Origin of the sequence: Kitasatospora sp. MAA19 (assembly GCF_029894125.1) — a bacterium.
Taxonomy (GTDB): domain Bacteria; phylum Actinomycetota; class Actinomycetes; order Streptomycetales; family Streptomycetaceae; genus Kitasatospora.
This window is the reverse complement of record NZ_JARXYZ010000008.1, coordinates 1-11,638: the sequence shown is the minus strand read 5'-3', so window position 1 is coordinate 11,638 and position 11,638 is coordinate 1. Positions and strand designations below refer to the sequence as shown.

8 protein-coding genes, 1 pseudogene and 1 riboswitch are annotated in these 11,638 nt (G+C 71.1%); of the genes and pseudogenes, 7 read left to right on the top strand and 2 right to left on the bottom strand.

Features of this window, described 5'->3' with window-relative positions:
- Positions 1-6: 6 nt before the first annotated feature.
- The gene (locus P3T27_RS14755) at positions 7-432 is read right to left on the bottom strand and encodes an SDR family NAD(P)-dependent oxidoreductase (RefSeq protein WP_280678369.1); all 426 of its coding nucleotides are present in this window, start codon (positions 430-432) and stop codon (positions 7-9) included.
- Between the two features lie 329 nt (positions 433-761).
- On the opposite strand from P3T27_RS14755, the gene P3T27_RS14750 reads away from it, so the two are divergent.
- The 7 genes and pseudogenes from P3T27_RS14750 (at position 762) to P3T27_RS14720 (ending at position 8,912) form a co-directional block, all read left to right on the top strand.
- Positions 762-2,054 carry a cytochrome P450 gene (locus P3T27_RS14750; protein ID WP_280678368.1) on the top strand — a complete coding sequence of 431 codons (1,293 nt, stop codon included), beginning with the start codon at positions 762-764 and terminating at the stop codon, positions 2,052-2,054.
- 210 nt (positions 2,055-2,264) lie between these two features.
- Positions 2,265-2,432, top strand: a riboswitch (cyclic di-AMP (ydaO/yuaA leader).
- 5 nt (positions 2,433-2,437) lie between these two features.
- Entirely contained in the window at positions 2,438-3,343 is a 906-nt protein-coding gene (locus tag P3T27_RS14745; protein WP_280678367.1) for a transglycosylase family protein, read from the top strand.
- A 241-nt stretch (positions 3,344-3,584) separates the two neighbouring features.
- Positions 3,585-4,871, top strand: a complete 1,287-nt coding sequence (gene eno, locus P3T27_RS14740; RefSeq protein ID WP_280678366.1) for a phosphopyruvate hydratase — start codon at positions 3,585-3,587, stop codon at positions 4,869-4,871.
- 157 nt (positions 4,872-5,028) lie between these two features.
- On the top strand, positions 5,029-5,538 hold the full coding sequence (locus P3T27_RS14735) for a septum formation initiator family protein (RefSeq protein WP_280678364.1): 510 nt from the start codon (positions 5,029-5,031) through the stop codon (positions 5,536-5,538).
- Positions 5,510-6,025 (top strand): annotated as a pseudogene (locus P3T27_RS14730) (DUF501 domain-containing protein); the annotation flags it as partial. The gene P3T27_RS14735 and the pseudogene P3T27_RS14730, both read left to right, overlap by 29 nt.
- A 155-nt stretch (positions 6,026-6,180) precedes the next feature.
- Positions 6,181-7,116 (top strand): Ppx/GppA phosphatase family protein, encoded by a 936-nt coding sequence (locus P3T27_RS14725; RefSeq protein ID WP_280678828.1) that lies wholly within the window; start codon positions 6,181-6,183, stop codon positions 7,114-7,116.
- Between the two features lie 428 nt (positions 7,117-7,544).
- A complete protein-coding gene (locus P3T27_RS14720) occupies positions 7,545-8,912 on the top strand; it encodes an NAD(P)/FAD-dependent oxidoreductase (protein ID WP_280678362.1) in 1,368 nt (455 codons plus the stop codon).
- Positions 8,913-9,090: 178 nt separating this feature from the next.
- Here the strand turns inward: P3T27_RS14720 and P3T27_RS14715 are convergent.
- Positions 9,091-11,638, bottom strand: a 2,548-nt coding sequence (locus P3T27_RS14715) for an ABC transporter permease (RefSeq protein ID WP_280678360.1), incomplete at its 5' end; no start/stop codon positions are given.

Below are 11,638 nucleotides of genomic sequence, written 5' to 3'. Positions count from 1 at the left end.
CGGGCCTCAGGCGGCCTTGGCGGTGGGCTCGGCCGGGCGCCGCTGCGGCGGGACGACCTCGCCGATGGCCTCGCCGACGAGGGCGAGGAGTTCGGCGAGGCGTTCGAGGTCGAGGTGGTCGGGCAGGTCGGCGAGGGAGACGATCCGCTCGCCGTCGGGGCCGGCGACGCAGAACAGGTCGATGGGGCCGAGGTGCTTCTCGGCGGTGTCGACGAGGGCGGCGATGTCGCTGGGGCGGCGGACGTCGCCGCTGACGCCGACGACGGGGCAGCCCGGCCGGTCGAGTTCGATGGCGAGGTCCTCGGCGACACCGACCTGCTGGTCGGCGATCAGCACTCCGGCGGCGCCGGCGGCGGTGAACCGGCGGGCGAGGTCGGCTCCCGACCCGCCGTCGAGTACCGCGATGACGACGACTGCCCCGCTGACCCGCATGGCCTGCTCCTCCCTGTGGGCGACACCGCACCGGCGCCCACGATTTCTGCGGAGGATCGTAGACAGGTCCTGACCCTCCGCAACAGGGATTACCCCTCAGGTGACCAGGCTCACGCCCGCCGGCCGGCCAAGAGCTGTCCAAGAGCTGTCCACGGAGCGTTGGCACGCCGTCCGCCGGGTGTTGACGAGCCGGGTCGGGCCGGGACGAGTCGGGCGGGTCGAGGGCCGACCGGATCCCAGTCGGATCCCGACCGGACTCCGACCCGATCCCGACCGACCGTGGTCCGGCGGGGACGGTGCGCCCCCGACCCACCGGATACGGTCGGTGCATGCCAGTGCAGCCCGACCCCGCCGCCCCGCAGCTCTTCACCTGGGAGTTCGCCGCCGACCCGTACCCCGCCTACGCCTGGCTGCGCGAGCACGCCCCGGTGCACCGGACGACGCTGCCGAGCGGGGTGGAGGCCTGGCTGGTGACCCGCTACGCGGACGCGCGGCAGGCGCTGGCGGACGGCCGGCTGTCGAAGAACCCGGCGCACCACAGCGAGCAGGCCCACCGCACCGGCCGGGTGGGCATTCCGGGGGAACGCCAGGCGGACTTGATGACGCATCTGCTGAACATCGACCCGCCGGACCACACCCGGCTGCGTCGACTGGTGTCGAAGGCGTTCACCCCGCGCCGGGTGGCGGAGTTCGAGCCGCGGGTGCAGCAGCTCACGGACCGGCTGATCGACGGCTTCGCGCAGCGCGGTTCGGCGGACCTGATCCACGAGTTCGCCTTCCCGCTCCCCATCTACGCGATCTGCGACATGCTGGGAGTGCCGGCCGAGGACCAGGACGACTTCCGCGACTGGGCGGGGATGATGATCCGGCACGGCGGCGGCCAACGCGGCGGTGTGGGGCGAGCGGTGAAGCGGATGCGGGCGTACCTGCTGGAGCTGATCCACCGCAAGCGGGCGGATCCGGGGGAGGACCTGATCTCGGGCCTGATCCGGGCGAGCGACCACGGCGAGCACCTGACCGAGAACGAGGCCGCGGCGATGGCCTTCATCCTGCTGTTCGCGGGGTTCGAGACGACGGTGAACCTGATCGGCAACGGCACCTACGCGCTGCTGCGCAACCCGGGGCAGCGGGCGCTGCTGCAGGAGTCGGTGGCGCGCGGCGAGACGGCGCTGCTGGAGACCGGGATCGAGGAACTCCTGCGCTACGACGGGCCGGTGGAGCTGGCGACGTGGCGCTTCGCGACGCGGCCGCTGTCGATCGGCGGGGTGGACATCCCGGTGGGCGATCCGGTGCTGGTGGTGCTGGCCGCGGCGGACCGCGATCCGGCCAGGTTCGCGGACGAGAACACCCTTGACCTGGCCCGGAGGGACAACCCGCACCTGGGTTTCGGCCACGGGATCCATTACTGCATCGGCGCCCCGCTGGCCCGGCTGGAGGGGCGGAGTGCGCTGGCCACGCTGCTTTCCCGGTTGCCGGATCTGCGGCTTGCGGAAAGCCCGGAGAATCTGCGCTGGCGGGGTGGCCTGATCATGCGTGGGCTGCGGGAACTCCCGGTCGAATTCAGTCCGGAGAGCAGGTCGCCGCATGCGCCCGTTCCACCTGTCGACGCTCCGACGCGCTGACGAGGCGTCGCCGGACGGCCTCCACGGGCAGTCTGAACCATCATCAATCCGGACATAGCGCCTCCGTTGGTAGGCGACCGAACACGGGCCGTAATTTCTGTGTGATATCGGTGATATGAGCTTGTGATTGGTCTGAGGATCTGTCTACTCTCCCTGGAGTCCGCAGCTGCGGACCTCGTGCGCGGAACGCCGAATCCTGCCCGCCGCGTCACGGGAAACCGACCAGACCCTGGGCAGGGGCGGGGGAACCAGGTTTGTTGCCGTTCCCCAACGGCTTGGGGTGAAGCCGCCCGAGCGGAATCGTTTCCGCTTTCGGCGGCCGGGCCACCTCCCGGTCCGAACCCGACAGCTCACCTCGCAGGCGTGCGGAGAGGGACCTCTTCATGCTGTTCGTTGGAACTGGCCGCCACCGTCGTCGCACCCAGGCCGAGAAGGCCATCGCCGTCGCCGGTGTGGCCGGCGTCGGACTCGCGATGCCGATCCTCACCGCCACCGGTGCCTCCGCCGCCCCGGCCTCCGCCTGGGACTCCGTCGCCCAGTGCGAGAGCGGCGGCAACTGGAGCATCAACACCGGCAACGGCTTCTACGGCGGCCTGCAGTTCACCTCCAGCACCTGGAAGGCGTACGGCGGCACCTCCTACGCGCCGCAGGCCAACCAGGCCAGCAAGGGGCAGCAGATCTCGGTCGCCGAGAAGGTGCTGGCCTCGCAGGGCCCGGGCGCCTGGCCGGTCTGCTCGCAGAAGGCCGGTCTGAGCAAGGGCGGCGCCCCGGCGTCCGTCGACACCTCCTCGGACGCCAAGCCCGCCAAGCAGTCCGCCGCCAAGCCGGCCCAGCAGGAGCAGGCCCCGAAGCCGGTGCAGCAGGACGCCCCGAAGCCGGCCGCCCAGCAGCCGGCGCAGCCGCAGGCCCAGGGCTTCGCCGGCAAGGCCGGCTGGGACGCCGACGCGAAGGTGTACTGGTACCAGAACAACGGCGCCTGGTACTGGACCAGCCACCAGAGCGTCTACCAGCAGTACGCGGGCCAGGCCGCCGCCCAGCCGCAGTCCGCGCCCCGGGCCGCGCAGCCCGTCCAGCCGGTCCAGCGCGTCCAGCCCATCCTGCCCGCGCAGTCCGCCCCGGCCGCGCAGACCGGCCACGACTACACCGTCCGGGCCGGCGACACGCTGTCGAGCATCGCCACCGCCCAGGGCGTGTCCGGCGGCTGGCAGTCGGTGTACGACGGCAACCGCGGCACCGTCGGCGGCGACCCGAACCTGATCATGCCCGGCCAGGTGCTGCACCTCGGCTGATCCTGCGAGGCCCGGCGAAGGAAGGGGGACGGGCTCCGTCCCCCTTCCTTCGCATTCGCCCGTTTCGATCGGGCAGTCAGGTGAACTACCGGCAGGTAGTCGGGCCACACGCTGAGACGGGACCGAGGCCAACGTGGCCCCGGCGGCCAGGGCGGTTAGGCTCTGGTCGTAACGACTTCGCAATCGTCCCGCCGGCAGCACCAATCGTCAGCCGGACCCTGCTTCCGCAAGGAGATGCCTCGTGCCGTCCATCGATGTCGTCGTAGCCCGTGAGATCCTCGACTCGCGTGGCAACCCCACGGTCGAGGTCGAGGTCGGCCTCGACGACGGCAGCACCGGTCGTGCCGCTGTCCCGTCGGGTGCCTCCACCGGCGCCTTCGAGGCGCTTGAGCTGCGCGACGGTGACAAGAACCGCTACTTCGGCAAGGGCGTGGAGAAGGCCGTCCTGGCCGTCATCGAGCAGATCGGCCCGGAGCTGGTCGGCTACGACGCCACCGAGCAGCGCCTGATCGACCAGGCCATGCTCGACCTGGACGCCACCCCGGACAAGTCCTCGCTCGGCGCCAACGCGATCCTGGGCGTCTCGCTGGCCGTGGCGCACGCCGCCTCCGAGGCCAGCGACCTGCCGCTGTTCCGCTACCTGGGCGGCCCGAACGCGCACGTGCTGCCCGTGCCGATGATGAACATCCTCAACGGCGGTTCGCACGCGGACTCCAACGTCGACATCCAGGAGTTCATGATCGCCCCGATCGGCGCGGAGTCCTTCTCCGAGGCCGTCCGCTGGGGCGTCGAGGTCTACCACACCCTCAAGGGCGTGCTGAAGGAGCGCGGCCTGTCCACCGGCCTCGGCGACGAGGGCGGCTTCGCGCCGAACCTGGACAGCAACCGCGAGGCCCTGGACCTCATCACCGAGGCCATCCAGAAGGCCGGCTACGCGCCCGGCCGCGACATCGCGCTGGCCCTGGACGTCGCCGCCTCCGAGTTCTACCAGGACGGCGCCTACCAGTTCGAGGGCAAGGCCCTCTCCGCCGCCGAGCTCATCGAGTACTACGCCGAGCTGGTCGCCGCCTACCCGCTGGTCTCCATCGAGGACCCGCTGGACGAGTCGGACTGGGACGGCTGGAAGGCCATGACCGTCAAGCTGGGCGACAAGGTCCAGCTGGTCGGCGACGACCTGTTCGTCACCAACCCGGCCCGCCTGGCCAAGGGCATCGAAACCGGCACCGCCAACGCGCTGCTGGTGAAGGTGAACCAGATCGGCTCGCTGACCGAGACCCTGGACGCCGTCGAGCTGGCCCAGCGCAACGGCTACCGCTGCATGATGTCGCACCGCTCCGGCGAGACCGAGGACGTCACCATCGCCGACCTGGCCGTCGCCACCAACTGCGGTCAGATCAAGACCGGCGCCCCGGCCCGCTCCGAGCGCGTCGCCAAGTACAACCAGCTGCTGCGCATCGAGGAGATCCTCGACGACGCCGCCGAGTACGCCGGCCGCGGCGCCTTCCCGCGCTTCCGCGCCGCCGAGTAGTAGGCACAGCCGAGCAGCAGGCACGGCCGACACGAGGGCCGAGCACCCCCGTACCAGGGGCTGGGCTCCTCCGGTAGCGCACGCCTGACCGGTGCCCCGCCGTTCACCCCGTAGGGTGGACGGCGGGGCACCGTCGCGACCAGGAGGGGAACGGGAGATGGCAGGCTGGAGGATCCCGGGCTTGGCGGCCCGGCCTCGGTTCACGAGCCGGGCGACCGTCCTCGTCCTGGTGCTCTGCTCGCTGGTGGCGATCCTCGCCTACCCGACGCGGCAGTTCATCTCCCAGCGCGCCGAGATCTCCGCCCAGCGGGCGAAGGCCGACCACGCCCGGCAGCAGGTCGAGCAGCTGCGCCGGGACAAGGCCCGCTGGCAGGACCCGGAGTACGTCAAGGCGCAGGCCCGCGCCCGGCTGCACTACGCGATGCCGGGGGAGACCCCGTACATCGCGGTGGACCCGGCCGGCCCGGCCGCTTCCCGGCCCTCCGCGTCCGCTTCCGGCACGGCCTCGGCGGCCGGCGCGGCCGCCGACCCGGCGAAGGCCGCCAAGCCCTGGTACGCCAGCATCTGGGACTCGGTCGACGCCGCCGACACCGCCGCCCTGGCCCCCGCCTCCCCCCGTCCGCTCCCACCGTCCCCCGCTGGAGACACCTCCCCCCATGACCACTGAGAACCACCCCTCCGTCTCCGACGCCGACGTCGCCGCCATCGCCGCCCAGCTCGGCCGGGTGCCGCGCGGACTGCGCAGCGTGGCCCACCGCTGCCCCTGCGGCAACCCGGACGTCGTGGAGACGGCCCCCCGGCTGCCGGACGGCACGCCGTTCCCGACGCTGTACTACCTGACCTGTCCCAAGGCCGCCTCGCTGATCGGCACCCTGGAGGCGGACGGCGTGATGAAGGAGCAGACCGCCCGGCTCGCCGAGGACCCGGAGCTGGCCGCCGCCTACCAGAAGGCGCACGAGGACTACATCGCCCGCCGCGACGCCATCGAGGTGCTGGAGGGCTTCCCGAGCGCCGGCGGCATGCCGGACCGGGTGAAGTGCCTGCACGTGCTGGTCGGCCACTCGTTGGCGGCCGGCGAGGGTGTCAACCCGCTCGGCGACGAGGCGATCGGCATGCTGGAGGACTGGTGGGCCAAGGGCCCGTGCGTCTCCCCGGCCGAGGTCGAGGCCGCCGGTGAGCGGGTCGCGCGCAACCGGGCCAAGGAGCAGGACCACCAGGCCGTGATCGAGGCCAAGCAGCAGAAGACCGCCGAGCGCGCCGCGAAGAAGCGCGCCGTCGAGGAGCCCGCCGCGGAGGAGTCCGAGTGAGCATGACCCGGGTGGCCGCGATCGACTGCGGCACCAACTCGATCCGGCTGCTGGTCGCCGACCTGGACCCGACCACCGGGGAGATCGCCGACCTCGACCGCCGCATGATCATCAACCGGCTGGGTCAGGGCGTGGACCAGACCGGCCGGCTGCACCCGGACGCGCTGGCCCGCACCTTCGCGGCCTGCCGCGAGTACGGGGAGATCATCGCGGGGTTCGGGGTCGGCCCGGAGCGCACCCGCTTCGTCGCCACCAGCGCCTCGCGGGACGCCGAGAACAGCGACGAGTACGTCGAGGGCGTGCGCGCGATCCTGGGCGTCGAGCCCGAGGTGGTGAGCGGCGAGGAGGAGGCGCGACTGTCCTTCGTGGGCGCCACCAAGGAGCTGACCGGCGGTCAGTTCCCGGCGCCCTACCTGGTGTTCGACCTCGGCGGGGGCTCGACCGAGTTCGTGCTGGGCGGCGCGGACGTGCAGGCCGCGCGGTCGGTGGACATCGGCTGCGTCCGGCTCACCGAGCGCCACTTCGGCGGCGCCGAGCTGCCCTCCGAGGAGCAGGTCGCCGCCGCCCGGGCGCATGTGCGGGCCGAGCTGGACAAGGCCGCCGAGGTCGTCCCGCTGACCGGGGCGGCCACCCTGGTGGGCCTGGCCGGGACGGTCACCACGGTGTCCGCGATCGCCCAGGACCTGCCGGCGTACGACTCGCAGGCGATCCACCACTCGCGGATCGGCCGGGAGCGGGTCGCCGAGATAGCCCGCGAGCTGCTGGGCGCCACCCACGCCGAGCGCGCGGCCATCCCCTCGATGCACCCGGGCCGGGTGGACGTGATCGCGGCCGGCGCGCTGGAGCTGCTGGAGATCATGGAGCGGACGGGCGCCGCCGAGGTGGTCGTGAGCGAGCACGACATCCTGGACGGCATCGCCTGGAGCATGGCCTCCTGACCCCGCGTGGGCCTGACCCGACCGGCCCCGGCAGCCCTTTCGGGAGGCCGGGGCCGGGGCGCGCCCGAACCCGTGCGGGAAAGTTCGTGAATTTCTTCACATGACGATCCAGTCATTCGCCGCACCCGCTCGCCCGCTACGTCCGAAATGTGGGACCGAAGGCCTGCTCACCGTGACGACCCCTGGATCGCAGGTCAGGCCCCGCTTGAGGTTTGAAAATCGAAATCAGGAGCGGGAACCCAGGCACTGTGCGGATCGTTGCTGCTCAGGCGGGTAGTGCTCCGGCGCATGCGCGCGGGGGGTGGCGCGGGGGCGTGAGCCGCCGCGCTGGGGCCGGTTTTGCGGCCGCGCAGTGTAGCACGGGGTGTCCAGAAGCTTGTGACCGGCCTCACGAAGGCTGCTCCGGACGGTGCTGGATACTTTCGGATATGAGCACCACGGAGCGTCCTCGCATCCTCATTGTCGGCGGTGGTTACGTCGGCCTGTATGCCGCGATGCGCATCCTCAAGAAGATGCGTTACGGCGAAGCGACCGTCACGGTCGTCGACCCGCGGTCGTACATGACGTACCTGCCCTTCCTCCCCGAGGCGGCCGGCGGCAACGTCGCGCCCCGCAACCTCGTCGCGCCGCTGCGCAGCGCCCTCAAGAAGGCGGAGGTGCTCACCGGTGCGGTCACCGGTGTGGACCACGCCCGCAAGGTCGCCACCATCCAGCCCGCGGCCGGCGACAGCTACGAGCTGCCCTTCGAGTACCTGGTCGTCGCGGCCGGCTCGGTCTCCCGCACCTTCCCGATCCCGGGTCTGGCGGAGCACGGCATCGGCATGAAGACGGTCGAGGAGGCCATCAGCCTCCGTAACCACGTCATGGCCCAGCTCGACAAGGCCGAGTCCACCGCCGACGAGGAGGTCCGCCGCAAGGCCCTGACCTTCGTCGTCATCGGCGGCGGCTTCGCCGGTGTCGAGACGATCGCCGAGATCGAGGACATGGCGCGCGACGCCGCCAAGATCTACAAGACGGTCAGCCGCGACGACATGCGCTTCATCCTGGTGGAGGCGGCCAACCGCATCCTCCCGGAGATGGGCCCGGACCTCGGTCTGTGGACCAAGGAGAAGCTCGAGGAGCGGAAGATCGAGGTCTACATCGAGACCTCGATGGACTCCTGCCTCGACCAGCACGTGGTGCTGAAGAACGGCCTGGAGATGGACGCCTCCACCATCGTGTGGACGGCCGGCGTGAAGCCGAACCCGGTGCTGGCCAACTTCGGCCTGCCGCTGGGCCCGCGCGGCCACGTCGACACCGCGCCGACCCTGCAGGTCCAGGGCTTCGACTACGTCTGGGCCGCCGGCGACAACGCCCAGGTGCCGGACCTCGCCGTCGGCGAGGGCGCCTGGTGCGCGCCGAACGCGCAGCACGCGGTCCGTCAGGCCGCCGTCCTCGGTGACAACGTCATCTCGGGCATGCGGGGCTTCCCGCAGAAGAACTACGAGCACAAGAACCTCGGTGCGGTCGCCGGTCTCGGCCTGCACAAGGGCGTCGCGATCCTCTTCGGCAAGGTCAAGCTGAAGGGCCGCCTGGCCTGGTGGTTCCACCGCGCGTACCACGGCGCCATGGTCCCGACCATGAACCGCAAGGTCCGGGTCTTCACCGACTGGACGCTCGCCATGTTCCTGAAGCGCGAGCTGGTCGGCCTCTCCCAGATGGAGAAGCCGTACCTGCCGATCCAGGAGGTCACGGCGCCCACGAAGCCCGTGGAGGCCGCCAAGCCGGCCGCCGAGAAGGAACTCGCCAGCAAGTAAGCGACTGAGATCCCGGTGTGGGAGCACCGGGATATGAGTCGGAGGCCCTCCGCCCGGCAGTGTCGCCGGACCACGACCTCCGTGGTGCTCAGCCGGCCGTGCGACCGGGCGGAGTACAGAAGTAGAAGGGCCCCTGCCGAAACCCTCCGGCAGGGGCCCCTTCTCGTTCCGGGGAGCGTCAGTCGGTCTTGATGCTCTCCAGGATGTCCAGCTTGGACGCCCGGCGGGCGGGCCAGATCGCGGCCACCAGGCCGACCACCCCGGCCAGGGCCAGGAACAGCGCCAGCTGACCGAACGGCAGGACGGTGGTCAGACCGGCCAGGCTGGACTTCAGCGTCCCGTTGATCGCCCAGGCGATGAAGCAGCCGAGCAGCAGGCCGATGCCGGCGCCGAACAGCGAGATCACCACGGACTCCAGGCGGACCATCCGCTTGATGCCCCGGCGGTCCAGACCGATCGCCCGCAGCATCCCGATCTCACGCTTGCGCTCGAAGACCGACATCGCCATCGTGTTGATCACGCCCAGGATCGCGACCAGCACGGACATCGCCAGCAGGCCGTACATCATGTTCAGCGCGAAGGTGATGGTCTGGCTGAAGTCGTCGCGGATCTCCTGCTTGGACTTGACCTCGATCACCGGGTTGGCGCCGGTGGCGTCCTTGAGTGACTGCTTGAGCGCCCCGGTGGCGCCGTCCTTGCCCTTGACCAGGACGTCGACGATGGACGGCTTCGCCTCGTGCTTGGCGACCTCGCTGTTGGCCAGGAGGACCGGACCGAGCATGCCGCCCTTCTCGTACACGCCGCCGATGGTGAGCCGGCCGGTGGACTGGTCCGAGTAGGCGACCGTCACCGTCGAACCCTCGGTGACCTTCAGCTTCGTGGCGAGGTCCTGGTCCACCAGCACCTTGCCCTGGCCGAGCGCGGCGGTCGAGCCGCTGGTCAGCTTGACCGCGGAGAGCTGGTCGAAGGCGTCCGCGTTCACACCGGTGATCGACACGTGGGTGTCGTCGAACTCCCAGTAGGCGGCGGTCACCGGCGAGGAGGCGGCCACCCCGGGGGCCTTGGCGATCTCGGCGGGCACCTGCTCGGACAGGCTCATGCCGTTGGCGCCCGAGACCACGTAGTCGGCCTTCATCGAGCTGGTGACGGCCTTGTCGATGGTGGTGCTGACCGAGGCCCCGATCACGGTGAGGCCGCTGACCAGGGTCAGGCCGATGGTGAGCGCGGCGGCGGTGGCCGCGGTGCGGCGCGGGTTGCGCACCGCGTTCTGCTGGGCGAGCTTGCCCGGGGTGCCGCCGAGCTTGCGCAGCAGCGGGCCGATCAGCGCGACCACCGGGCGGGAGAGCAGCGGCAGCAGGACGAACACGCCGATCAGGGCCAGCAGGGCGCCGAAGCCGACCGGCAGCCGGCCGTTGTCGTTGCCGGTGGAGGCGCCGTAGCCGATCATCGCGAGGCCGCCGCCGGCGAGCACCGAGCCGATCGTGTTGCGGACCAGAAGGCTCTTCTGGCTGGTCGGCTGGTCGCCGCTGCTCATCGCCGCCACCGGGGCGATCCGGGCGGCGCGCACGGCCGGCAGCAGGGCCGACAGCACCGTCACCAGGACGCCGACCACCAGGGTCACCGCGATGGTGAGCGGCTTGATCACCAGCGTGCCGTGCGGCATGTTCTCGTTCAGCGAGCCCATCAGGGACTGCATCCCGGCGCCGATCCCGATGCCGGCGAGCAGCCCGGCCAGCGCCGAGAAGGCGCCGATCACCAGGGCCTCGATCAGCACCGAGCGGGTGACCTGCTTGCGGCTGGCGCCGATCGCCCGCAGCAGCGCGAGTTCCTTGGTGCGCTGGGCGACCAGCATGGTGAAGGTGTTGGCGATGATGAAGATGCCGACGAAGAGCGAGATCGCGGCGAAGACGAGCAGCATGGTGCGCATGGCATCAGTGCTTTTGGTGATCATCTCCTGCTCGTCGGCCTTGAGCTTGGCGCCGGTCTCGACGTCGAACTGCTGGCCGGACGGCACCTTGGGCTGGGCCTGGGCGAGCAGCGCGTCCTCGGTGGTGCCGGGCTTGGCGGTGAGCACGATGCCGCTGTAGCGGCCGGGCTCCAGCAGCAGCTGCTGGGCGGTGGCGCGGTCGAACAGGGTGAGCGTGCCGCCGCTGTTCACCACCGGGTCGTCGGTGGTGAAGACGCCGGTGAGCTTCGCCTCGACCACCGGGCCGTTGACGGCGACCCGGACGGTGTCGCCGATCTTGTAGCCGCCCTTGTCGGCGGTCTTGCGGTCGAGGGCGACCTCCTTGCCGTTCTTCGGGCCCTGGCCCTCGGCCATCGGGTAGCGCGGGTCCTTGCCGTCCGTACCCGGGGCGTAGTTGGCGCCCTTGGCCGCCCAGAACTGGCCGATCAGGTTGCCGCTGCGGTCGGCGACGCCGGTGAAGCCGCTGACCACGCCGCGGGCGTTGGCGGTGCCCGGCAGGGCGGCCAGCTGCTGGACGGTGGCGTCGGTGAGCGAGGCGTTGCCGTTCTCGCTCTTCTGCTTGGCGGAGGCGCGGGAGCCGGCCGAGTGGTCCACGACCTGGACCGAGACGTCCGAGTAGCTCTTGGAGTTGCTGTCCCGCATGGCCTTGCCGAAGGTGTCGGAGAAGACCATGGTCCCGGCGACGAAGGCGGTGCCGAGCATGACGGCGAGTGCCGTCATCAGCAGTCGGCCCTTGTGGGCCAGCACGTTGCGCAGTGCG

Excerpts from the sequence above, each read along its gene's own strand:
- P3T27_RS14755 (WP_280678369.1), bottom strand. The coding sequence starts at position 432 with ATGCGGGTCAGCGGGGCAGTCGTCGTCATCGCGGTACTCGACGGCGGG.
- P3T27_RS14750 (WP_280678368.1), top strand. The coding sequence starts at position 762 with ATGCCAGTGCAGCCCGACCCCGCCGCCCCGCAGCTCTTCACCTGGGAG.
- P3T27_RS14745 (WP_280678367.1), top strand. The coding sequence starts at position 2,438 with ATGCTGTTCGTTGGAACTGGCCGCCACCGTCGTCGCACCCAGGCCGAG.
- P3T27_RS14735 (WP_280678364.1), top strand. The coding sequence starts at position 5,029 with ATGGCAGGCTGGAGGATCCCGGGCTTGGCGGCCCGGCCTCGGTTCACG.
- P3T27_RS14725 (WP_280678828.1), top strand. The coding sequence starts at position 6,181 with ATGACCCGGGTGGCCGCGATCGACTGCGGCACCAACTCGATCCGGCTG.
- P3T27_RS14720 (WP_280678362.1), top strand. The coding sequence starts at position 7,545 with ATGAGCACCACGGAGCGTCCTCGCATCCTCATTGTCGGCGGTGGTTAC.